Source organism: Streptomyces sp. F001 (assembly GCF_004187715.1).
Classification (GTDB): domain Bacteria; phylum Actinomycetota; class Actinomycetes; order Streptomycetales; family Streptomycetaceae; genus Streptomyces; species Streptomyces flavusporus.
In genome coordinates, this window is the sequence record NZ_QZWF01000001.1 from 1,422,552 (window position 1) to 1,444,647 (window position 22,096).

Annotated in this window: 22 protein-coding genes and 2 pseudogenes; 11 read left to right on the forward strand and 13 right to left on the reverse strand. The window is 70.8% G+C overall.

What is annotated here, in order from left to right:
• Positions 1–16: 16 nt before the first annotated feature.
• Positions 17–886, reverse strand: coding sequence for an MHYT domain-containing protein (locus tag StrepF001_RS06560; protein WP_129797303.1), 870 nt, complete (start codon positions 884–886; stop codon positions 17–19).
• 279 nt (positions 887–1,165) lie between these two features.
• Here StrepF001_RS06560 and StrepF001_RS06565 point away from each other — a divergent pair, with 279 nt between their 5' ends.
• Together StrepF001_RS06565 and StrepF001_RS06570 are read left to right on the forward strand one after the other, a co-directional pair.
• Complete coding sequence (locus StrepF001_RS06565) at positions 1,166–2,044, forward strand: glycerophosphodiester phosphodiesterase family protein (protein WP_129797304.1); 879 nt, start codon at positions 1,166–1,168, stop codon at positions 2,042–2,044.
• A gap of 54 nt (positions 2,045–2,098) precedes the next feature.
• Complete coding sequence (locus StrepF001_RS06570; RefSeq protein ID WP_129797305.1) at positions 2,099–2,653, forward strand: methylated-DNA--[protein]-cysteine S-methyltransferase; 555 nt, start codon at positions 2,099–2,101, stop codon at positions 2,651–2,653.
• A gap of 13 nt (positions 2,654–2,666) precedes the next feature.
• Here the strand turns inward: StrepF001_RS06570 and StrepF001_RS06575 are convergent, their stop codons facing one another.
• A complete protein-coding gene (locus StrepF001_RS06575; protein WP_129797306.1) occupies positions 2,667–3,095 on the reverse strand; it encodes a VOC family protein in 429 nt (142 codons plus the stop codon).
• A 66-nt stretch (positions 3,096–3,161) separates the two neighbouring features.
• On the opposite strand from StrepF001_RS06575, the gene StrepF001_RS06580 reads away from it, so the two are divergent.
• The 3 genes from StrepF001_RS06580 (at position 3,162) to StrepF001_RS06590 (ending at position 6,712) form a co-directional block, all read left to right on the forward strand.
• A complete protein-coding gene (locus StrepF001_RS06580) occupies positions 3,162–4,103 on the forward strand; it encodes a pseudouridine-5'-phosphate glycosidase (protein ID WP_129797307.1) in 942 nt (313 codons plus the stop codon).
• On the forward strand, positions 4,100–5,056 hold the full coding sequence (locus tag StrepF001_RS06585) for a PfkB family carbohydrate kinase (protein WP_129797308.1): 957 nt from the start codon (positions 4,100–4,102) through the stop codon (positions 5,054–5,056). The genes StrepF001_RS06580 and StrepF001_RS06585 overlap by 4 nt, the downstream gene beginning before the upstream one ends.
• A 528-nt stretch (positions 5,057–5,584) precedes the next feature.
• Entirely contained in the window at positions 5,585–6,712 is a 1,128-nt protein-coding gene (locus StrepF001_RS06590; RefSeq protein ID WP_129797309.1) for a magnesium and cobalt transport protein CorA, read from the forward strand.
• A 57-nt stretch (positions 6,713–6,769) separates the two neighbouring features.
• Here the strand turns inward: StrepF001_RS06590 and StrepF001_RS06595 are convergent, their stop codons facing one another.
• Positions 6,770–7,198: a CBS domain-containing protein gene (locus StrepF001_RS06595; protein WP_129797310.1), complete on the reverse strand. Its 429-nt coding sequence runs from the start codon at positions 7,196–7,198 to the stop codon at positions 6,770–6,772.
• A gap of 160 nt (positions 7,199–7,358) precedes the next feature.
• On the reverse strand, positions 7,359–7,991 hold the full coding sequence (locus tag StrepF001_RS06600; RefSeq protein WP_129797311.1) for a uridine kinase: 633 nt from the start codon (positions 7,989–7,991) through the stop codon (positions 7,359–7,361).
• A 197-nt stretch (positions 7,992–8,188) separates the two neighbouring features.
• On the opposite strand from StrepF001_RS06600, the gene StrepF001_RS06605 reads away from it, so the two are divergent.
• The 3 genes from StrepF001_RS06605 (at position 8,189) to StrepF001_RS06615 (ending at position 11,272) form a co-directional block, all read left to right on the forward strand.
• On the forward strand, positions 8,189–8,734 hold the full coding sequence (locus StrepF001_RS06605; RefSeq protein WP_346656907.1) for a DUF2293 domain-containing protein: 546 nt from the start codon (positions 8,189–8,191) through the stop codon (positions 8,732–8,734).
• Between the two features lie 420 nt (positions 8,735–9,154).
• On the forward strand, positions 9,155–9,634 hold the full coding sequence (locus StrepF001_RS06610; RefSeq protein WP_129797312.1) for an anthrone oxygenase family protein: 480 nt from the start codon (positions 9,155–9,157) through the stop codon (positions 9,632–9,634).
• Positions 9,635–9,784: 150 nt separating this feature from the next.
• Positions 9,785–11,272, forward strand: coding sequence for a glutamate synthase subunit beta (locus tag StrepF001_RS06615; protein ID WP_129797313.1), 1,488 nt, complete (start codon positions 9,785–9,787; stop codon positions 11,270–11,272).
• Between the two features lie 197 nt (positions 11,273–11,469).
• Here StrepF001_RS06615 and StrepF001_RS06620 read toward each other — a convergent pair whose 3' ends face one another.
• The 3 genes from StrepF001_RS06620 to StrepF001_RS06630 form a co-directional block, all read right to left on the reverse strand.
• Complete coding sequence (locus StrepF001_RS06620) at positions 11,470–12,282, reverse strand: SAM-dependent methyltransferase (protein ID WP_129797314.1); 813 nt, start codon at positions 12,280–12,282, stop codon at positions 11,470–11,472.
• A gap of 78 nt (positions 12,283–12,360) precedes the next feature.
• Positions 12,361–12,636: a DUF397 domain-containing protein gene (locus tag StrepF001_RS06625; protein WP_129797315.1), complete on the reverse strand. Its 276-nt coding sequence runs from the start codon at positions 12,634–12,636 to the stop codon at positions 12,361–12,363.
• Complete coding sequence (locus tag StrepF001_RS06630; protein ID WP_129797316.1) at positions 12,637–13,497, reverse strand: helix-turn-helix transcriptional regulator; 861 nt, start codon at positions 13,495–13,497, stop codon at positions 12,637–12,639.
• Positions 13,498–13,753: 256 nt separating this feature from the next.
• On the opposite strand from StrepF001_RS06630, the gene StrepF001_RS06635 reads away from it, so the two are divergent.
• On the forward strand, positions 13,754–14,374 hold the full coding sequence (locus StrepF001_RS06635) for an ATP-binding protein (RefSeq protein WP_129797317.1): 621 nt from the start codon (positions 13,754–13,756) through the stop codon (positions 14,372–14,374).
• Positions 14,365–14,799, forward strand: coding sequence for a hypothetical protein (locus StrepF001_RS06640; RefSeq protein WP_129797318.1), 435 nt, complete (start codon positions 14,365–14,367; stop codon positions 14,797–14,799). Before StrepF001_RS06635 ends, StrepF001_RS06640 begins: the two co-directional genes overlap by 10 nt.
• Before the next feature lie 63 nt (positions 14,800–14,862).
• On the opposite strand, the gene StrepF001_RS45440 is transcribed toward StrepF001_RS06640, so the two are convergent.
• The 4 genes and pseudogenes from StrepF001_RS45440 to StrepF001_RS49410 form a co-directional block, all read right to left on the reverse strand.
• Positions 14,863–15,039: a hypothetical protein gene (locus StrepF001_RS45440; protein WP_165396163.1), complete on the reverse strand. Its 177-nt coding sequence runs from the start codon at positions 15,037–15,039 to the stop codon at positions 14,863–14,865.
• Positions 15,040–15,220: 181 nt separating this feature from the next.
• Positions 15,221–16,579 carry an amidohydrolase gene (locus tag StrepF001_RS06645; protein WP_129797319.1) on the reverse strand — a complete coding sequence of 453 codons (1,359 nt, stop codon included), beginning with the start codon at positions 16,577–16,579 and terminating at the stop codon, positions 15,221–15,223.
• A gap of 159 nt (positions 16,580–16,738) precedes the next feature.
• A pseudogene (locus tag StrepF001_RS06650) lies at positions 16,739–18,608 on the reverse strand (FUSC family protein).
• A 586-nt stretch (positions 18,609–19,194) separates the two neighbouring features.
• Complete coding sequence (locus tag StrepF001_RS49410) at positions 19,195–19,431, reverse strand: hypothetical protein (RefSeq protein ID WP_276322798.1); 237 nt, start codon at positions 19,429–19,431, stop codon at positions 19,195–19,197.
• Between the two features lie 173 nt (positions 19,432–19,604).
• Between StrepF001_RS49410 and StrepF001_RS49415 the strand changes: the two genes are divergently transcribed.
• Positions 19,605–20,141, forward strand: a complete 537-nt coding sequence (locus tag StrepF001_RS49415; protein ID WP_276322801.1) for an expansin EXLX1 family cellulose-binding protein — start codon at positions 19,605–19,607, stop codon at positions 20,139–20,141.
• On the opposite strand, the pseudogene StrepF001_RS06665 reads toward StrepF001_RS49415, so the two are convergent.
• A pseudogene (locus StrepF001_RS06665) lies at positions 20,142–20,974 on the reverse strand (maleylpyruvate isomerase family mycothiol-dependent enzyme). It abuts the gene before it with no gap.
• The gene (locus StrepF001_RS06670) at positions 20,971–21,747 is read right to left on the reverse strand and encodes a nucleotidyltransferase domain-containing protein (RefSeq protein ID WP_129797320.1); all 777 of its coding nucleotides are present in this window, start codon (positions 21,745–21,747) and stop codon (positions 20,971–20,973) included. Before StrepF001_RS06670 ends, StrepF001_RS06665 begins: the two are co-directional and overlap by 4 nt.
• Positions 21,748–22,096: the final 349 nt, after the last annotated feature.

Sequence of the window (22,096 nt, forward strand, 5' to 3'; positions counted from 1 at the left end):
TGACAACAGGCTCGGATCACCAGTTCTGCGGGGTGCGGGAGCGGTGGCGGGTCGGGTGCCGACGGGAGCGGAGCGCGATGCGGCGGGACTGGTGGGGCCGGTCGGGCGCGTGGGCCGGGACGCCGGGCTTGTCTTCGGCTCGCGGCCAGTGGGGCTTGCCCATGACCATGAGGGGGTCGAACAGCACGACGACGCCCGCGAGGCAGAGGAAGGCGAGGGGGCCGATCAGCATGGGGGCGAGCAGCGCCGCCGGTGAGTCGCCCGTGGACGGGTCGGCGGGGGCGTGGAGGTGGACGCTGAGGGCTGCCATGCCCGTGTAGTGCATGCCGCTGACCGCGAGCCCCATGACGAGGCTGGCGCCCACGCTCCACCACAGTCCTCTGACCTGTCCGGCCGCCCACAGGGCGGCCGTGGCGGCGACCATGGCTATGACGACGGAGGCGGCGACGGTGAGCGTGTTGTACTCCAGTTTGCCGTTCAGCTGCATGCCGGCCATGCCCAGGTAGTGCATCGACGCGATACCGAGGCCGGTGATGGTGCCTCCGGTGAACAGGGCGGTGCCCCTGGCACCCCGGTAGCCGACGATGAAGATCCCGAGGCCGACCATCACGATGGCGATGCCCAGGCTGGCGTACGTCATCGGTTTGTCGTAGTGGATCGGCGCTTCTTCGACCTTGAAGCCCATCATCGCGATGAAGTGCATGGTCCATATGCCGGAACCGATCGCCGCGGAGCCCAGGGCGAGCCACCCGGGGCGCCAGGAGCCGGCCACGAGCATGGATCTCGTGGTGCAGCGCAGGCCGAGCGCACCGCCGAGGCATGCCATGAGGTAGGCCACCACGGGTGTGACGAGGCCGTAGCTGAATCCGTCGACCGTGCCTTGCATGCGCGGCTGCCTTTCCGCCCTCTTCCGTCCCGGAATGCCCTGATGTGCGCCCCTCCCAGGACCGCAACGAACGGTCAGGGTTGAGGCAGAGAGTATGACTCGCACCGGAATGCTCGAACGATTTTCCGGCAAAGAAACACGTCCCTGCCTCAGTTGTGCCGCTACGGTGAGCGGTCTCGGGCATCACCATTCAATCTGTGGCCATCCTGTACTCCTCTGGCATTGACCCTCTGCTGTCACGGTGGAGCCGTCCGTGATTCTTCGACGCGAGGAGTACGCATGCACGCGCGCGCAGTTGCCGCCACGACCACCGCGCTCCTGGGGACCGTCGCCCTGTTGCTCCCCGCCGACGCCGCCGCCGACGCCGACAGTGCTGCCGAGCAGCCTGTGGTCATCGCCCACCGGGGCGCCTCGGCGCAGGCGCCCGAGAACACCCTCGCCGCCGTCGACAAGGCGGCCGAGCTGGGCATCCAGTGGGTCGAGAACGATGTGCAGCGGACCAAGGACGGCGAGCTCGTGGTGATCCACGACGACAGCCTGCAGCGCACCACCGACGTGGAGGAGGTCTTCCCCGACCGCGCGCCCTGGAAGGTGAAGGACTTCACGGCCGCCGAGATCGCACGCCTCGACGCGGGGAGCTGGTTCGCCCCCTCCTACGCGGGCGCGCGCGTGCCGACGCTCAAGGAGTACCTGCGTCGAGTCGAGCACCATCACCAGAAGCTCCTTCTCGAAATCAAGAAGCCGGAGCTGTATCCGGGAATCGAGCAGCAGACGCTCAAGCTCCTCGGCAACGAAGGCTGGCTCGACCGGCAGCACCTCACGGGCCGGCTGATCGTGCAGAGCTTCAGCGCGGACAGTGTGCGGGCCGTCCACGAGCTGAAGCCCGCCGTCAGGACGGGTTTCCTCGGGACACCGTCCATGGCGGAGGTTTCCGGGTACGCGCGCTTCGTCGATCAGATCAACCCGTCGTACGGGACCCTCTCGGCCCGCTATGTCTCCGCCGTCCGCGGCTTCACCGGCGCCCACGGCAGGCCGCTGGAGGTCTTCACCTGGACCGTGGACGACGCGGCCACCGCCCGGCGGGTCGCCAGGTACGGCGTCGACGGCATCATCACCAACAAGCCCGACGTGGTGCGCGAGGCCCTCGGCGGGGAGTGACGGGTCCGGGGCCGGTCGCCGGTCATTGTCAGTGGCGGGTCGTACGGTAGGCGCATGAACAGCCATGGGCAGGACGAGCAGCAGGTCGTGTGGACCGTCGTCGACAGCGACATCGGTCCGCTGCTGCTGGCCGCGACGACCGAGGGCTTGGTCAACGTCGTGTTCCACGCCACGGACGCAGTGCGCGACAGGGCGCTCGCCCGGCTGGCGTCCCGGCTGGGCGCCGAGCCGGTCGAGGCACCCGGCTCTCCCCTGCTGGCCGAGGCGATACGTCAGGTGGAGGCCTACTTCGCGGGTGAGCGGCGGGACTTCCGGCTGCCGCTGGACTGGTCATTGATCTCGGGCTTCAACCGTCAGGTGCTGCGCGAGCTGGCGTCCGGCGTGCCGTACGGCACGGTGGTCGGTTACGGCGATCTGGCCGACCGGGTCGGTCAGCCGGGTGCGGCCCAGGCGGTGGGCATGGCGATGGGCTCCAATCCGCTGCCGGTGGTCGTGCCCTGCCACCGGGTCGTCGAGAGCGACGGCGGCATCGGCGGGTTCGGCGGCGGTCTGGAGACCAAGCGGAGGCTGCTGGCGCTGGAGGGCGTGCTGCCCGAGCCGCTGTTCTGAGGCCCGGCCCCACTCACGCGTAGTGACGTGCCTCCAGAACGTTGCCGTCCGGATCGCGGAAGTAGAAGCTGCGGGGCGCCTTGCCGCGTGCGCCGAAGGAGTCGCGGGAGATGTCCGAGACGGGGACCGAGCGCTCCTCCAGGCGTGTGCGCAGTGCGTCGAAGTCGTGCTCCGACAGTGCCAGGCAGACGTGGTTGACCGGGTGGCCCGCGCTCCCGGCGGCGTCGGGGAGCATGTTCATGCGTTCGGCCATGCTGAGAGGTGCGAGGTCGAAGATGGTCTCGTCATTGAGGCGTACGGAAGGGAAGGACACCTTGCCCGCGGCGAACTCGGTGACTCTCAAGGGCTCCAGGCCCACCGCCTTCTCGTAGAAGTCTGCGGCGGCGGCCGGGTCGCGCACCCACAGGACGACGTGATCGAGACGTGTCGTGTTGTCCGTCATGCTCCCCAGGCTGGTGTCGTCCCTCACCGGCCGCAAGGGTTTGACTGGGCCCGCCGCCCGCCAGAGATGAGGGAAGACCGACAGACAGGAGGCAGGCGCGTGACGCTGGTGGTGTCTGAAGAGGTACGGGAGGCGGTCCACGCGCGCCGGCCCGTGGTGGCCCTGGAGTCCACGATCATCGCGCACGGGCTGCCGCGGCCACGCAATCTGCAGGTGGCGCTCGAGCTGGAGGAGGCCGTACGGCAGGAGGGCGCCGTCCCGGCGACGATCGCCGTGCTGGACGGACGGCCCCGGGTCGGCCTGGACAAGGAGCAGCTGGAGCGGGTCGCCAGCGAGGACGGGATCCGCAAGCTGGGCCACCGTGACCTGGCCCTCGCCGTTGCCTCCGGGGCGAGCGGGGCGACCACGGTCTCCGCGACCGCGCTGCTGGCGGCGCTGGCCGGAGTGCGGGTCTTCGCCACCGGCGGGCTCGGCGGGGTGCACCGGCAGTGGACGGTGACGCAGGACGAGTCCGCCGACCTGGGCCTGCTGGCGCGCACGCGGATCACGGTGGTGTGCGCGGGGGTGAAGTCGATCCTGGACGTACCGGCGACTCTGCAGCGGCTGGAGACACTGGGCGTCGCGGTGGCCGGGTACGGCACGGACCGTTTCCCCGGCTTCTACCTCTCCGACTCGGGACACCCGGTGGACTGGACCCTGGACAGCCCGCAGCAGGTGGCGGAGGTCATGCGGGCCCAGGACACGCTCGGTGTCCCGGACTCGGCGCTGATCGTGGCCAACCCCGTTCCGGAGGCGGAGCAACTGGATCCCGGGCTGCACGCACGTGTGCTCACCGACGCGCTGCGGGCCTGCGAGGAGGAGGGAGTCAGCGGCCAGGCCGTCACACCGTTCCTGCTCGACCATCTGGTACGACACACCGACGGTGCCTCGCTGCGGGCCAACCTGGCCGCAGTACGCGGCAACGTACGGCTGGCGGGGCGGATCGCGGCGGCCTGGGCCGGCGCGTGAGCGGCTCGGGGACGCCGGGGCAGGGGGCCGCTTCGACTCGCCGGGGTTCCCCGAGCGGTGCGCTGCTGGTGGTCGGGGACGTGGTGACGGACGTCGTTGCCCGGCATCGAGGGCCTCTGGCCGCGGGCACCGACACAGCCGCCGTGATCCGGACGGTGCCTGGTGGCGCGGGCGCCAATGTGGCCTGCTGGGCTGCCCATTGGGGTTGCGCGGAGGTGCGGCTGCTCGGGCGGGTGGGGAAGGACGCGGCGGATTGGCACGAGCGGGAGCTGGCCGCCGCCGGAGTGCGGTCACGTCTGGTCATCGATCCGCAGGCGCCGACCGGGACGGTGATCTGCCTCGTCGACACAGGCGCTTCGGCAGAGCGGACGTTCCTCACCGACAGCGGTGCCTCGCTGCGTCTCGAGCCCGGTGACTGGTCGGACACCTTGCTCGACGGCGTCGCATGGCTGCATCTGTCCGGCTATCTGCTCTTCTCCGAGCAGAGCTGTGCGCTGGCGGCGCTGGCCCTGGCATCGGCACGCGCACGTGGGGTGCCGGTGAGTCTGGATCCGGCGTCGGCCGGTTTCCTCGTGGAGCTGGGCGTCGACCGTTTCCTTGCGTCGGTCGAAGGGGTGGAGGTCCTGCTGCCCAGCCGGGACGAGGCGTGCCTGCTCACCGGGTTGCCGGATGCGGCGGACGCGGTGGCGAAACTGAGCCGCCACGTCCCGCTGGTGGTCGCCAAGCAGGGGGCGGACGGGGCTCTGGTCGCCCGCTCCGGGACCGTGCACAGTCGGGTGCCCGCCGCACCCGCGAGGCCCTTGGACACCACCGGCGCCGGCGACGCGTTCACGGGCGCGTTCCTCACCGCCCTCCTCGCAGGCGCCGAGCCCGAGGCCGCGGCGGCGGACGGGTGTCTGGCGGGTGCGCGGGCGGTCGAACAGGTGGGCGGCAGGCCTCCGGTGAGCAGCTGACAGCAGGCAGAACGGCGAGCCTGGTCCGCCTTGTCGACCGCCTCCTGGGTGCGGCAGTTCCCCTCACGTCCACCCCTTGCGTCCCACGCCGAAATCATCGGAACCGCGGCAAGATCCATGGTGTCGGAGGGTGGTGAGGGCCTCGGAGCGCGCTCCCGCCCCGGACTGCCGGTTGTCCAGGAGAGACCCGTCCATTGACGTCATACCGAGATCATCCCATTTATCCGACTTGCCGGGAGGGGGCGACGCTCCGGCACGACGGGAGGTCCACGATGAGGTGGACGAGGTGGACGAGGTATCGGGCGCCGGGCGCATCGAGACGGGCGGTCGGCCCCGTGCCGACGCCAGGTGGCGTAATTCCCGCCACGGGACCGCCACAGGCCCCACGGGCCAACTCTCGTTGTCCACAGGCCGGAACCAAGCGGAACCCGTGGTTTCCACAGGCTTACCCGCCGCTCACGCGGCCCTGGCACACTGGCGCGACAGGCGCAGGATGCGGCGCGAGGGGATCCGGGCAAGGAGATCCAGATGTCCATGGCAGGGAATCTGCGGAAGGTCACGAGCCTCGGCACGGTCGACGGCCTCCGCAAGGTGGCTCGGCTGGCCCGGCGGCGCAGGCGTGTCGACCTGAGCCACCCCGCGCGATCCCCGCTGGGTTCCTCGGTGGTCAACTGCGTGGCGTACGAGGAAGGGGGCCGCGTCCCCGTCGGCGGCGACCTGGTCGACACGGTGGAGCGGGTGCGCAAGAGCGGTGACGGTTTCGTCTGGCTCGGTCTCCACGAGCCGACGAACCAGGAGTTCGCCGGCATCGCCGAGCTGTTCGACCTGCATCCGCTGGCCGTCGAGGACGCGATCGAGGCACATCAGCGCCCGAAGGTCGAGCGGTACGGCGAGACGCTGTTCGCGGTGTTCAAGACGGTCTGCTACGTCGAGCACGAGGAACTCACGGCCACGAGCGAGGTGGTGAACACCGGCGAGATCATGGTGTTCGTCGGCCAGGACTTCGTGATCAGTGTGCGGCACGGACGGCACGGTTCGCTGGGCCCGCTGCGCGAGGAACTGGAGGCGGAGCCCGGCCAGCTCGCCAAGGGGCCGTCCGCGGTGCTGCATGCGATCGCGGACCATGTGGTCGACGACTACCTCAACGTCATCGACTCGGTACAGGCCGACATCGAGCACGTCGAGACGGATGTCTTCGCGGAGAACGGCGCGCGAGCGGATCCCGGCCGCATCTATCAGCTCAAGCGTGAACTCCTGGAGCTGAAGCGTGCGGTGGTCCCACTCGGCCGTCCGCTCGCGGATCTCGCCAACCGGCCGATCCGGGTGGTGGAACCGGAGATACAGGCCTACTTCCGCGACGTGTCCGACCACCTGCAGCGGGCCACGGAGCAGATAGCCGCCTTCGACGAGCTGCTCAACTCGATCCTGCAGGCCCACCTCGCCCAGGTGACGGTGGCGCAGAACGAGGACATGCGGAAGATCACGGCATGGGCCGCGATCGTCGCGGTGCCGACGATGGTCTGCGGGCTCTACGGAATGAACTTCGACCACATGCCGGAGCTCCACTGGCGATACGGCTACGGCATGGTCATCGGCGTCATATCCCTCGTCTGCCTGGTGCTCTACCGCGGTTTCCGGCGCAACGGCTGGCTCTGAGCGGGCCCGTGATGCGCGCCGGACGGGGCCGCGGTGCCGGCGAGGCGGGGCAACGGGTCAGCGGGCCGTGCTCCTGGCGTAGACCCGCTCGGCCCAGGCGCCGATCTGGTCCTCCGTCAGATGCTGGGCCAGGTCGGCCTCGCTGATCATGCCGACCAGTCGCTTGTTCTCGATGACGGGCAGACGGCGGATCTGGTGGTCCTCCATCTCCTGGAGCACCTCGCTGACATCGGCGCCGGCGTCGATCCAGCGCGGCGTGCCCTTGGCCATCTCGCCCGCCGTGACCTTGGACGGGTCGTGACCCATGGCCACACAGCCGACCACGATGTCCCGGTCGGTGAGGATGCCGCAGAGCCGTTCGTTCGCGTCGCTGATGGGCAGGGCTCCGACGTTGAGCTCACGCATCAGCTGGGCGGCACGGTCCAGGGTCTCGTGGGCGGGGATCCACTGGGCACCACGGTGCATGATTTCTCCGGCGGTGGTCATGGGTACCTCCCGGTGCCGGACGGCCGGCGCGGCGCAGGACACACCGCTAGTCCCGGCGCCCTACATTCTCGCCGGGTCGCGCGGCGCACGCACCCGGAACTCCGGCAGCCGGAGCGGGCACGGGGAGGCGCTCACGGAGGGGATGGATCACGTACTCCGCTCAGCCGTTCCAGGCCGGGCGGCGCGGATCGTCGAGGCGTACCAGGAGGTCGGCCGTGCCGGCGGGATCGGTCTCGTGCTCGTAGCGCTCGAACGCGGGAAGGGTCCAGTGCTCGGGCTCGGGCGTACGGCGGCGCAGGGCGCCCGGCGACAGGAAGAGGTGAACTGTCAGATCGAAGGGGAACCAGTGGCGCAGGAGAAGGGGACCGTGCAGCAACAGGAGACCGCCGGGAGGGAGCTGGACGTACGGGCTGCGGGTGGCGCGGTCGGTGACCGGGTCCAGGAGATCGGGCAGGACACGCCCGTCGCCACCGGGTTCGAGAGGGCCGAAGACCTCGCGCCACAGTGCGCCTGTGTCGAACCAGCCGTCGTAGTAGGCGTCCACGTCCTGGTGGCCGTGCTCCAGCCGGAGGGAGGCGGGGCGCAGGAAGCCCTCCGTGCCGACGACCAGCGACGGGCGGCCGCGCATACGCAGCGCCTCGTGGACGCGCTCGGCGAGGTCTCCGGGCCGGGCCGCCGGGGCACCGTCGAAGGCGATCCGCGGCCAGGGACCACCGTCGGTCGGCTCCAGGTCGAGCAGGCGCTCGGCGAGGCGGTCGCCGAGCCGGTCCCAGGTGATCGCTTCGAGTCGCACAGGGCCATGATGCCGCGCGCTGCCGAAAGCACCGATGGCCGGGCGCCGGGCTCTCGGTGCGGTCGGCGGCGGAGAGTCGCGAGTGAGCCCAGGTGCGGGGAGACGGGTGAGGTGAGGTGCGGTACGAGGTCGGCGGTACGGCGTAGATCCCGGGGGTCCGCGGGCATGAAGCGGACATGGCGGATCATGAAGCGAATATGACGGACAAGGCAGTGCCCGTGACTCCTTCGTCCCGCACCGGACTCGTCGCCATCCAGCCCCTGAAGAAGAAGCGCTGTGCCGCGTGCCGGCGGGGACCGCTGTCGCTGCTCGTCCTGGAGGAGGGCGTGCCACGGTGCCTCGACTGTGCCGACCTCGGGCACCTGGTGTTCCTGCCGCGCGGGGACACCGCCCTGACCCGCAGGGCGCGCGAGGAGAGCACGCTGTCGGTGATCGTCATGCGGTTCAACCGGCGCAAGAGCCGGTACGAGCGTCAGGGCGTCCTCGTCGAGGAGGAGGGGCTCGCCCGGGCCGAGGAGCGGTGTCTGGCGGACGCGGAGGCGCGACGGCGGCGCCGGGCGAGGGACGCGCAGCGCAGGGCGGTCGAGGACGACCGGTTCACGGAGGCGTTCGCGGCGGAGATCCTGCGGCTGTTTCCCAGGTGTCCGGCTGAGCGGGCGCGGGCGATCGCCGCGCACGCGTCCGTGCGGGGCAGCGGGCGGGTGGGCCGAGAGCGCGGCGGCGGGCTCACCGAGGGGGGGTGACATCGGCGGTCGTGGCGGCCGTACGGCATGTGGACACGCCGTACGACCAGCTGCTGATGAACGGGGTGGCGAGGTACGAGGCACGGCGGCGGACAGCGGCGGCGGTGGACGGTGCTGCGGGAGTGGCGGGAGGCGGCGTCCGGCTTTCCGCAGTAGTCGCAGCCGTTCCAGCCATGGGCAGGTGGCGGCGCCGGCAGCGGATCGGCGTACGGCACCCACCCCTCCCCCGGCTCGGCCGGCCTCACATGGCCCGCCCCAGCCTGGACGCTCGCGTATGTGGGCGCGGCGATGGGGCATGGTCCGGGTTCTCGTGCGGACATTCACTGGTGGTGAGCAGTGAGCAGTGAGCGGTGAGCGGTGAGTCGTGATCAAGGATGGGCTGGGCGCGGGCCCGGTCCGAAGTGGGAGATGAGGGGCAACATGATCAATGGGCCGTACTTCGTGCTGACGGTGCTGGGAGTGCTCGGGACGGGCCTGGTGGCCGGGGTCTTCTGCGCCTTCTCGACGTTCGTGATGCGAGGACTCGCCGCGCTGCCGCCCGCACAGGGCGTGGCCGCGATGAAGGCGATCAACGTGACGGCCGTGCAACCGGCTTTCATGATCGTGTTCCTGGGGTCGGCGCTGCTGTGCGCGGTGATCGCCGTGGTGACGTTGGTGGTCTGGCCGGAGGAGGGGGCGGTGGAGGTGCTGCTGGGCAGCGCGCTGTATCTGATCGGCTCGTTCGGCGTGACCGTGGTCGCGAACGTGCCGCGCAACAACGCGCTGCTCGAGCTGGACGCGGGGACACCGGAGGCAGCCGCGTACTGGCCCACGTATGTCAGGGAGTGGACGGCGTGGAACCACGTCCGCATGATCGCCTCGGCTGCCGCGGCGGTGCTGTACGTGCTGGGGCTCACGTGACGACGCCCGCGAGGTCGGAAGGCTCCCGGTCAACCCGCCAGAAAGCGCTGTCCCACGCTCTGCACCCGTGGCCGACGGGACGTATCGTGGCCGAAAGAGCGCCGCCCGAAGACGCACGGCCTGTCGTACGCGTACGCAAGGAAAACGGCCATGGGCGATCCCAAGGGTTTTATGACCACCCCCCGCGAGGAATGGCCCCGCCGGCCCGTCGAGGAGCGGGTGCGGGACTGGAACGAGGTCTATGTCCCGGGGGCGCTGCTGCCCATCATCAACAAGCAGGCCGACCGCTGCATGGACTGCGGCATCCCGTTCTGCCACGAGGCCTGCCCGCTGGGCAATCTGATCCCGGAGTGGAACGATCTGGTCTCCCGCGACGACTGGCGGGCGGCGAGCGACCGGCTGCACGCCACCAACAACTTTCCTGAGTTCACGGGTCGGTTGTGCCCGGCGCCGTGCGAGGCGGGTTGTGTGCTCACCATCAACCAGCCGGCGGTCACGATCAAGAACGTCGAGTGCGCGATAGCCGACCGGGCCTGGGAAGAGGGTTTCGCGCCGCCGCGGCCGCCCGAGCGGCTCAGCGGGCGGACGGTCGCGGTCATCGGGTCGGGGCCCACCGGACTTGCCGCGGCTCAGCAGCTGACCCGGGCGGGCCACACCGTGGCGGTGTACGAGAAGGACGACCGGCTCGGCGGGCTGATGCGGTACGGCATCCCGGCGTTCAAGATGGAGAAGCACCATCTGGAGCGGCGGCTGGAGCAGATGCGGGCAGAGGGGACCAAGTTCCGTACGTCGACGGTGATCGGGCGGGACATCGGGGCAGCGGAGTTGCGGGCGCGCTACGACGCCGTGGTGATCGCGACCGGGGCGACCGCGTGGCGTGAACTTCCCGTTCCGGGGCGGGGGTTGGCCGGTATCCATCAGGCCATGGAGTATCTGCCGCTGGCCAACCGGGTGTGCGAGGGGGATCTGGAGGTCTCCCCGCTGTCCGCCGTCGGCAAGCATGTCGTGATCGTCGGTGGTGGTGACACGGGAGCAGACTGTCTCGGCACGGCCGTACGCGAGCGTGCCGCCTCCGTCACACAGCTGGACATCTACGCCCAGCCCGGCGCCGAGCGCGACGAGGACGCCGAGCCCTGGCCGACGTATCCGAAGATCTACCGGCTGTCGGCCGCGCACGAGGAGGCCGGTGCTCTGCGGACCGCGCCGGCGGCGGACGCCGACGCCCGGTTGTTCGCGGCGTCGACGCTCCGCTTCACCGGTGACGCCGACGGACATGTGCGGTCGTTGCACCTCGTCGAGGTGGACGCGCAGCGACGCCCGGTGCCGGGCACCGGGCGGGTACTCCCGGTCGACCTCGTGCTGCTGGCGCTCGGTTTCTCCGGGCCCGACCGGGCGGACGGCCTCATCGACCAGCTGGAACTGGCGTTGGAGCCGCGCGGCACGATCGCACGGGATGCCGGATTCGCGACCAACGTCCCGGGCGTGTTCGCCGCCGGAGACGCCGCGCGCGGGCAGTCGCTGATCGTGTGGGCGATCGCGGAGGGGCGGGCGGTGGCGGCGGCCGTCGACCGCCATCTGACGGGGAGTTCACAGCTGCCGGCGCCCATAGGGCCGTATGACCGGCCCATGAGGGTCTAGGCCTGTCGTCAAATTCCCGCCTGCCTGGCGGGCGGACGACGGGAATTTGACGACAGAGCCTGGTGCCGCGGCACCAGCTCGGCGCTGGACGCGCTGTGCGGGTGCCGCCGCGGTGAACGACGCCCAAAGCCCGCCCGGCGCCCCGAGCCCGAAGTCCCGTCGGCCTCACCCCCACAGCCCAGCCCTGGTCGGCAGCCCTACGGCTTGCGCCCCACCGCCCCGTACCCGGGAATGACCCCGTCGTCCTGCCCCGGCACCGGCTCCCCCAGCTCCGGATGCCACTCGTGGACCACGGAGACCCCCGGTTCGACCAGTTCCAGTCCGTCGAAGAACCGGGCGAACTCGGCGCGGGAGCGGAGGGCCAGGGTGACGCCCGCGGCCTTCAGTTTCGCGGTTGCCGCCGCCGACTCCTCTGGCGTGAAGTCGGCGGTGGCGTGGGTCATCATCAGGTAGCTGCCGGAGGGCAGTTCGGACAGCAGGCCGGCGACCAGCTCGTGCGCGCCGTCCTCGTCGGAGACGAAGTGCAGCAGCGCGACGAGGGAGAGCGCCACGGGCCGGCCCAGGTCCAGGACCTTCCTGGCCCCCTCGATGATGGCGGCCGGATCCCGCACATCGGCCTGCAGATACTCGGTCACGCCCTCGGGCGTGCTGCGCAGCAGGGCCGCCGCGTGGGCCAGCACGATCGGGTCGTTGTCGCAGTAGACCACGCGCGCGTCGGGCGCGATGGCCTGGGCGACCTGGTGCAGGTTCGGCTCGGTCGGGATGCCGGTGCCGATGTCCAGGAACTGCCGTACGCCGTTCCCGGCCAGCCAGCGGGTGGCCCGGTGCATGAAGGCACGGTTGACGCGCGCCATGACCGGCACGCGCGGGTCGAGGGCCAGCATCTGCTTGCCCATCTCCTCGTCGACCGGGTAGTTGTCCTTGCCGCCGAGGTACCAGTCGTACATGCGCGCGGGATGCGGCTTGCTGGTGTCGATCTGGATGGCGCCGGTGGGGTCCTGCCCGGTCATGAGCCACTCCGTAAGCGTCGAATGCGATAGGTGATCAATTCACTGCTCAAATCGGTACTCTTCATCAGTCAGATCGCTTCAGGACAGCAGAAAGTCCGCCTCCCCCGCCTTCGCGCCCTTGATGAACGCGGTCATCTCGTCGGAGGTGTAGATCAGCGCCGGTCCGTCGGGGTCGGTGGACTGCCGGACCGCTATCCGGCCGTCGGCCAGCTTCATCGCCTCCAGACAGTTGCCCCCGTTGCCGCCGCTCCACGGCTTGTGCCAGCCCTCGCTGCCCAACTCCCGGGCGGGCATGCCGTTGTAGATCCGCTCGGTGCGGATCCGCGGCCTGGGCTGGGACGTGCTGCGATCCATTCACAACTCCTTGCGGAGATCCCTGAGGATCTCCTTCGTGCGATGTGCCGTAGCGGCCTGCGCCGCCATGCGGTCCATGACCTCGAGATGTGTCGCCACCTCGGCGCGCGCGTCGAGATAGACGGCGCCGGTCAGGTACTCGCTGTAGACCATGTCCGGCAGTTCGGGCATGGCGAACCGGAACAGCACGAAGGGCCCGTACGTGCCGGGGTGCGGACCCGTGGCGAACGGGACGACCTGCAACGTCACGTTGGGCAGCTTCGTGGCCTCGAGCAGTTTGTCGATCTGCGCACGCATCACCTCCGGACCGCCGACCGGGCGCTGCAGCGCGGTCTCGTCCATCACGACCCACAACCGGGGTGCGTTCTGACGGGTGAGCAGTTCCTGGCGTTGCATGCGCAGGTCGACATGGCGCTCGATGTCCTCGGGCCGGGTCTGGCCGACGGCGCCCGACCTCAGCACACCGCGCGCATAGTCCTCGGTCTGCAGGAGGCCGGGCACGAAGTGGGGGTCGTAGCTGCGGATGAGGGCGGCGGCGCCCTCCAGGCTGACGTACATCGAGAACCAGCCGGGCAGGATGTCGTGGAACCGCTGCCACCAGCCGGGTTTGTTGGCCTCCTCGGCCAGTTGCACGAAGGCCTCGGACTCGTCGTCGGGGATGCCGTAGGCCTTGAGGAGCAGTTGGAGGTACGGGATCTTGAGGGCGACCTCGGCCGTCTCCATACGACGGACGGTGGCAGGGGCGACGCGGAGAATGCGGGCGGCCTCCTCGCGCTTGAGGCCGGCGCGTTCCCGCAGGTCCTGCAGGCGTCGACCGAGGACGACCTGGCCGACCGTCGGCGCGGACCGCGGCTCGCTCACGCTCCACCTCCACTCACGGGAACTGACGACGCCAGGGCGCCCCCTGACAACCCTGGCGGCACCCCTGGCGCGAATCCTGCACAGCCCAGCGGCGCCATTCGAAGATCTATTCGAAGACCGAGGCCGACCTCCGCCGATCCCAACTGGCGCCGCGTCACATGCTGTTGCGAGCAGTGTGCCACGACCCTTCGCCGCGTCACACGGCACTCTGCAATTTTCAGAGTGACACTTGCCAAGTGTTCACGCCGGGGCGATAGTGGCAAGCGTGATTCCGTCCGCACCCTTAGGAACAGACGCCGCCGCAGGCCGCTTCGGCCTCGGTTCCGCTTCGGGAGCCGGCCCCCTCAGGGCGGCTGCCGAGCGCCGGTTCCGCTTCGAACTGGCCGCACATCCGGGTTCCCCCGCTCAGGCCAGACGCCTGACGCGTACCCGGCTGACCGGCTGGTCGGTGTGCGAGGACACCTGCGACACGGCCGCCCTGGTGGTGTCGGAGCTGGTCACCAACGCGATCATGCACACCGCGAGCGAGGTCGTCGTCTGCGAGTTGCACGACCGCGACGACGTGGTGCGCATAGCGGTGCGTGACGAAGGGTGCGCTCCGGGTGCTCCGCACCCGTCCCCGCGCCGGCCCGAGGAGGAGCATGGGAGGGGACTGCTCCTCGTCGACGCCCTGTCGCACTCCTGGGGCGCCCAGGAGCACGGCCCCGGGCTGATGGTCTGGGCAGAGCTGCCGCGCCAGGCCGACGCACCCCGCGACGATCTCGGCTGGGGCGCCCGCCCCAAGCCGGGCCCGTCCGGCGGCTCGGACGAGGGGGACGAGGCGCACCGCGGGGCGCCGGACGCGACGCACCGCGAAACGGGGGCCGAATGGGTCTGACGGCTGCCTCCGGCGGCGGACAGGTGCTCAGTCTGGACACCCTGGTCCGTCTGGGTCGCGGGCTGCGCACCCCGGACACGCCCCGGCGGCTGTCCGTGCCGGACGGTATGACGGCCCCCCTGGGATGCGACGCGGTGGCGGTGCCCGCCCGCTTCGGACCCCTCGTACTGCCCCGGCTGCCCCGCGTGGGATGCATCTACGCGGATGAGGCGCACTGGTGGTGGCTGGTCCCGTCGGACTCCGACTACGCCCTGGAGTGGCCCGCCCCCGCGCGGTACGCCACCGGCGCGCTCGTCCCGGAGACCCCGCGCCTCATCCACCGCCCGGACGGCACGTTCCCCTACACCCCGCCGATCCCGCTCTATCTGGCCCTGTGCCGGATCATGGGGACGACCCCGGCGTGGTCACGGCCGGTCAGCGCCTGAGACGCACGGCGCGCCCCACTCCGCTGCGCCCTGAGGCGCCCGCCCGAAGGCGGGCCCGCCGGCTCACTCGGTACCGTCGCCACCCCGAACGATCACCAGGAACGTGTCCGTCGCGAGGTCCATGACGACCTCGGCGGGCAGGCCCTCCATCCGGCGCGCCTGCGCGAACTCCTCCGCCGGCCACGATCCCCGCGGCCCGCCTGCGGGAAAGCGCTCGAGCACCCTTCGCCCGTTCACCATCTCGCACCTCCAGTAAGCGTCGTACTTGTTGGAGTTAACGCCTTCCAGAGGTGAATGGCCTCGCGAAGTGACGAGACTGAGACGTACTTGACACGCGTTCAACTTGGATGGTGAGAAGCATCTCGCCACTCCGGGGTTTCGGCGACGCTCCGTTTCGCTCCCCGTACTCGTCGAGTCAGGATCAGGTGTCGTACTCCTGGATCCGCTCACCGTGGCTCCGGTCCAGGAGTGCCGGCATACGTTCCCCCAGCTCCCGTACGACGGCGGGCACATCCAGCGTCAGCAGCTCGCGGTCGCGCATGAGGATCCGCCCGTCGACGATCGTGGTGCGCACGTCGGCGGAGCGGGCGCTGTGCACCAGGGTCGCGGCGAGGTCGTGCACGGGCTGGGTGTGCGGGCCGGTGAGGTCGACGAGGATAATGTCGGCGCGGCGGCCGGGTGCGATGCTGCCGATGTCCTGGCCCAGCCCGACGGCCCGCCCGCTCTGGAGGGTTGCGTGATGCAGGGCTTGACGGGCGGTCAGCCATCGCGGGTCACCCTCGGTCGACTTCTGGATGAGGGCGGTGAGCGCCATCGACTCCCATACATCGAGGGAGTTGTTGGAGGCGGCGCCGTCCGTGGCGAGGCCGACGGGGATGCCGATGTCGTACAGCGCGCGTACCGGTGTGGTGGTGGGCCAGGCGAACTTGAGATAACCGCGCGGTGCGCAAGCGACGGCGATACGTCCCGTGGCTCGCTGAAGGACGGGCAGGTCACGGTCGAGGATGCCGGTGCCGTGGGCGATGAGCACGTCGGTGTCGAGGAGCCCGGCGGCTTCGAGGACCTCGATGGGCGTACGGCCGTGGCGGGCGAGGCTGGTGTCGGCCTGGTCGCGGTTCTCGGAGGCGTGGATGTGGACGGGCAGGCTGTGGGCACGGGCGAGCGCGGCGGTGGCGGCGAGGTCGGCGTCGTCGACGGTGTAGGGGGCGTGCGGGGCGAGGGTGGTGGTGATACGACCGTCGGCGGCGCCGCGGTGCCGCAGCGCGAACTCCAGGGACTTCTCCCGCCCTTGAGCGCCTTGTGAGGAGAAGTAGGCCTCACCGAGATGAGCCCGCATGCCGCACTCCTCGACCACGGCGGCGACCGCGTCCATGGCGAAGTAGTGGTCGGCGAAACAGGTGACCCCACCACGGATCATCTCGGCGCAGGCGAGCCGAGCACCCAACTCCACATCCTTCTCGGTGAGGTTGGACTCGATGGGCCACACGACGTCGTTGAACCACTCCTCGGTCGGCAGGTCCTCGGCGACACCGCGCAGCGCGACCATCGGGGCGTGCGTATGGCAGTTGACGAGGCCGGGCATGGCGACCTGCCCGCGGGCGTCGAGGCGTTCGCGTGCCGCCAGGTCCTCGGCATCGGCGGCGCTGATGACAGCCTCGACGACTCGGTCCCGTACGACGATGGCGGCATCCTCCTCGAACCCGATCCGCTCGTGATCGTCGTGCACGAGGACGGTGCATCCGGTGATGATGAGATCAGCTTCCGCGGGAGAAGGCGTCATGGGGCCAACGTACGACGGTGCCGTGCCGTGACGTCAGCCCCACCGCGCATCCCGTCGCGCCCGTCTCGCCGGCCGGTCACCCTGGCCTCGCACAGCCCGCACCGACGGCCCGGGCCCGGGGGAGCCGGCCGGGAACAGCCCTCCTGAGCCGACCACGCCCTACACGGCGAGGGGCAGATCGGGCAGTCGTAGCCCCACGCGATCACGCCGCTCGGCGAGTTCGTCGAGGAGCTCGGTGAGCCGCTCGGTGTGCCGGGGAGTGAGCCGGCCGGAGTCGTCGAGGTGGACGGCGCACGCGGTGGTCGTGTCGACGAGCCGTTCGAGGACGGCGACGATCTCCTCCGCGCCTTCCGAGTGCCGGGCGAGCGCGGGGAGTTCGGCGGCCGCGAGCGCGATGGCGGTACGGGCCTCGGCGAGGGCCCGGTAGGCCTCGCGGCGGAGGGTCCAGCGGACGGCGCGGGTGTCGGAGTCTGGGTCGGTCTCGTGCAGAACGTGGGCGAGGTACGCCTGAGCCGCGCCGCCCGCCGCAGCGAGCCGGGCCCGCACACCCCACCCGCTGCCCCGGCATCGGCAGATGTCCCACGATCAGCACGATCGCGCAGGCCAGCAGCGTCTCCCCGATCCGGCTGACGGAGGCCTGCGGCTCGCCGCCCACCATCACCAGGGCGAGCACAAGGACGGTCACGACGGCGGTCTGCGCGGCGAAGTGCCGCGTGGCCACGGGAATGAGCGCACCACTGACGGCGACGAGCGCGATGAGCCCCTCCGGCCGCGGCAGCACGGCGGCGAACCCGGCGAAGACGAGAGCACCGAGGACGGTCCCGGCGGCCCGGCACAGCACCCGCGAAACGAGCGGCCCGAGATCGGGCTTGACGAGGAAGACGACGGTGGCGGGCAGCCAGTACCAGTGCTCGTGCTGCCCGTACCACTGGGCGTGGTGCAGAGCCTGGGCGACAGCCGCGCCGACCCCGAAACAGAGACCGGCACGCAGCCCGTACTCCCGCCCACCGACCCCGAAAACGGTGCGGAGCAGATCCCCGGCCGTACGCCTCCGGGAGTGCAGGTCGGCCCCCGTGCCCCGGTCGAAGGCCTCGGCGGCGTGCAGCAGGGCGTCGTCGAGGGCGCGCAGGGCAGGCGCGTTCCGGTTGGGCGCGGGCAACGGCCCGGTGTGCGTGTTGCCGCGTACGGCGGCGGCGAGCCGCCGGGGCCCTTCGGAGGCCCGCTCGGAGACAGCCTCCCCCGCCCACGCGAGCGCGGTGGCGGCCTCGGCGAGGGGAAGGGCAGCGGCGTACTGCGCATGCAGCCGCCGCTCGGCCGCGGAACTGGCGTACCGCCGCAACCGGGGCCCGGCAAGGGCGTCCTGCGCATGATCGAGGGCGGTGGTGAGGGCGGCCCGGCGCGCGGTGGCGTGCGCGGTACCGACGGCGTCGAGAAGCCCGGCGACGGCGTCGTACACGTCGGCCACGGCCTCCCGCTCCCCGTCGAACCGGAAGTCCCCGGCGATCGCCCCGGGCGTCGGCAGCACCAGCCGCAGCCCGAGCAGCCACCCGGCCCCCGCGAGATAGGCGAGAGCCCGCTGCCACCCTTCCTCCGGCAACGGCATCCCCGCCCCGATGGCAGCGGCGACGAGCAGCTGGGTCCCGGCCCCGGAGGCAACGGGCCCCACGGCACTCATACCGCCGGCGACCAACCCGACAAGGGTGAGGAGAACGCTCAACGCCACGGCCCCGGCATGGTCCCCCGCATACGTCCCGACGAGCATCCCACCGGCTCCCGCGAGCGCAGGCACCCCGAGCCGCCTGACGGAGGCCCGCCGGCTGCCGGGGCGGTCGTTGATGCCCGCAAGCATGGCGGCGATGGCGGCCACTACGCCGAGGGAGGCGCGGTCGACAAGCACGGCAACAAGCAGCAACGGCCCGCTGGACAGGGCGCCGCGCACGACCGCGGGCCAGGGCACGGGACCCCGCTGGGTGCGGAGGGCGTGGGCGAGCCAGGGCGGAAGGTGGAACGCGGGGGCGGGACGGGGCACGGGGCTCCTGTCGGGGGCGAGGGCGGGGTGGTGCCTTCGGGACGGTGGCCGGGCGATGGGTGGGACCCAGTGGGACCCACCGTAGCTCGGGGATCTGGAGAAAATGGAGCGCAATGATTTCCCCGAGGTGACACTTGACCTGGATGCCGTGTTCTTTATGTACGCAATCCGGCATGACAGTGCCCCGTGACGGACAGCGCGGTCATGGGGCACTGCAAGGGTCACGCCTGGCGGGCAGCGAAGTCGGCGAACTCGCTCAGCGACTCCCCCACGTCCCCGGCCGCGACTTCCACCTCCGCCTCGCCTTCAGCGAAACCGAGGGAGTCATCCGCGTCGAGGTCACCGACACCCGCAGCAAGAAACTCCCCGCACCGAACGCCCCGGCACGGACGCCGAACCGGGCCGCGGCCTGCTCCTCATCGCAGTCCTCGCGAACGACTGGGGCATCACCCCGCCCGGCGGCACCTGGCAAGACCGTATGGGCGGAGTTTCTCCTATCGCACCGCCGATGAAAGCCCGGCAACCTTTCCGGCCCCGGTGACCACTGATGAGTCGGAAGCCGTGTTCTCCTGAACCACGTAAGGACTCATCCGTGGCATCCCCTTCCCACCGTCGTCCGCTCCGCAAGCGTCGACGCACCGCCCTCATCTCCGCTGTCGCCGTGGCAGCCGCCGTGCTCGTCGTCTCGCTGGTCGTGGCTCTCGCCGACGGGATGCCAACGTGCAGGCACGGCACGCCGTGCCGGCACCCAGGTGAGCGCCTCGCCGACGAAGCCGACGCCGACGCCGAAACCGAAGCCGAAACCGAAGCCGAAGCCGTCCACGGCGTCCCCGAACCCTACGCCGACGAGCACCCGTCGGCGCGCGTCGCCGGAGCACCGAACCCGCCCCACGCCCGGCTTCCGGCACGGCACCACTGGCGGGACGGATTCAGCCCGACGTCACCTACCAGGGAGCCGCCACCCACTACGACGCCGGAGACGGCGACGGCGCCTGTCTGTACGGCCCGAGCCCCGACCTCATGGTCGCGGCGATGAACCACACGGACTACGAGTCGTCCAAGGCGTGCGGGGCGTACGTGCTGGTCCGTGCGGCCGGCGGCGCCTCCGTAACGGTCCGGATCACCAACGAATGCCCGCTGCCCTGCGCACCCGGGCAACTCGACCTCAGCAAACAGGCCTTCGCCGAACTCGCCGGTCTTTCCGCCGGCCGGATCCCGATCACCTGGAGCCTGCTGAGCCCCAGCACGTCCGACACGGTCTCGATCCGGTACAAGACCGGGTCCAGCCGCCACTGGTGCGGCATCCAGGCGATCGGCCACCGCAACCCGCTGGCCCGGCTGGAGGTCGGCGTCGGCAGCGGCTGGCGTCAGCTCTCCCGTACGGACTACAACTACTTCCTCTCCGCCGACGGCACCGGCTGCGGCGGCCCGCTGAGGCTCACCGACATCTACGGAGAACAACTGACCGTCAACGGCGTCGCCATACGCCCGGACGCCGTACAGCCGACCCGGGTCCAGTTCACCCAGCACTGATCAGTAGACGATGGACACGATCTGACATGCAGCTTCGGCCAGTCGACGCTCCCCCTGGACGCGGGCTCGGCCAAGGGCGGTGTCGGGATCGATGCCGCGCGTGCACAGGCGCCAGGCGGTCTCTGTATCCAGGACTACCGAGGCGGTCGGCCTGCCGCTGGGCGGTACGGCCAGTGACCAGCGGTCCGCGGTGGCGGTGGCGGTGGCCGTCCGCCTGCCACCGGCCGGCCCCTCGGCGATCACTTCGATTTGGGCCCCGACCGGTGCTGCCGTATGCCGCAGGGTGTGAGGGAGGGCCCGCATGAAGGTGTCCAGGACGGTGGACAGGGCATGTGGTTCCGGGCCGGTGTCACGGCCCGGCATGGCGGATCTGCTGCCGGTGGGTCCAGTACTCGGTGAACTCCCGGGCGATGTCCAGCCATCCTGGCGCCGGGTCGACTCCTGCCCACGACACCCCCAGGGCGGGCGCTTCGAGGTCAGCGGTGGCGAATCGATCGGCGAGCCGGGACCCGGCCATGTCCAGGGCATCGATGAGCGAGGCAGGGCTGTCATCGGCGCGGAGGTCGACCCATTCCTGATGGGTGCGGTGGATGAATGCCTCCAGCGTCTCCCCAGGTTTGAAGACACGCTCGTATCCTCCTGGGGTGCGGCCCAGGCGGCCGCAGTAGTCGCCGAGAATGTGGGCGGCGAGGTCATTGCACAGTCCAGCGCGGGAGTGCCGTCCTGCTCCAGTCAGCGAGCCGCAGACCGCGCAGGGTGTCGAGCAACGCCTGCAGCTCAGAACCGAACAACGGGCGGGCGTCGACCGGGTCGCCCAACCAGGAAGTGGTCATCGGCGGGCCACCTCCACGGCCCGGCCGAGGAGCATCTCGGCCTCGGTGACCGACCGGGCGAGCGCCTCCGGATCGCGCGTCAGATTTCCCATCAGTACGTCGACTTCCTGCAGCCCGGCCCGCTCGACGAGGCCCTTCTCGTTGGTGACCCACTCCCCGCGCGCCGCCAGCACCGCATGTGCCGTCTGCGTCGCGGCCAGGGCGATCGCGCCCGCGACCTGGGTGAGGGCGCCCTTGGGGGCGTGTCCCGCCTTCGCGTACGCGAGGGTGGCAGCGGCCACGCCGTACCACCGTGCCGGGGCGTTCTCGCGCAGCGCCGACGGATAGGCTGCGGGGCGCGGCAGCTCGCCCCGCAACACCTTGTTGACGGCGAGTTCGGCGACGAGCAGGTACGTCGGGATGCCCGCCAGGTGGAACATCAGCGGTTCGACACGGAAGCGCCCCGCCTCTGCCTCCGCCAACTCGTGCTCAACGACGTCGAGATCCCGATAGTGGACGTCCACGCGCCTGCCCTCGATCGTCAGCCAGGCGCCGCCGTTGAATACGCCGCCGCCCCAAGCCCCGATCTCGGTGACCTCGCCCTCCCAGCCAACCGCACGCAGGTCGGCGGGGTCGAAGGGGCCGCGGTAGTAGATGGCCAGGTCCCAGTCGCTGTCGGGGCGTTCCGTGCCTTGGGCGCGGGAGCCGCCGAGGGTTACCGCCCGGACCGTGGGGAGAGTGGCCAGGCGGTCGGCGGTGGTGTTGAGGAAGGTGGCGTCGTCACGGGAGGGCATGTGTGCAGCGTATGTAGCTGTGTGCCATGGCTCCACGCGATTACGCAGTCGCCGCCCGCCCCGGAACCCTGGGCCTCACCCCCGTCGCCGCCGCTTTGAAGTCCGCCCCTGAAATACCGCCCAGTCTCTCCACGATCCGCAGCAACGGCTCCCGTAGGGCAGCCAGGTGGTGGTGAAGTGGATCAACGACTCAGCGAGGTCAGTGCCTCGCGCAGGCTTCCCCCCGGGGGGCCTGACGGTTCCGGCAGTTGAGTACGGCCCTGACCGCCGACGGTTGACCCTGACGGCCTGACGTCTCGCGCCGACCTCCGGAGTCGCCGCGAGGGGCGATTGTCAGTGGTGCGCGTTA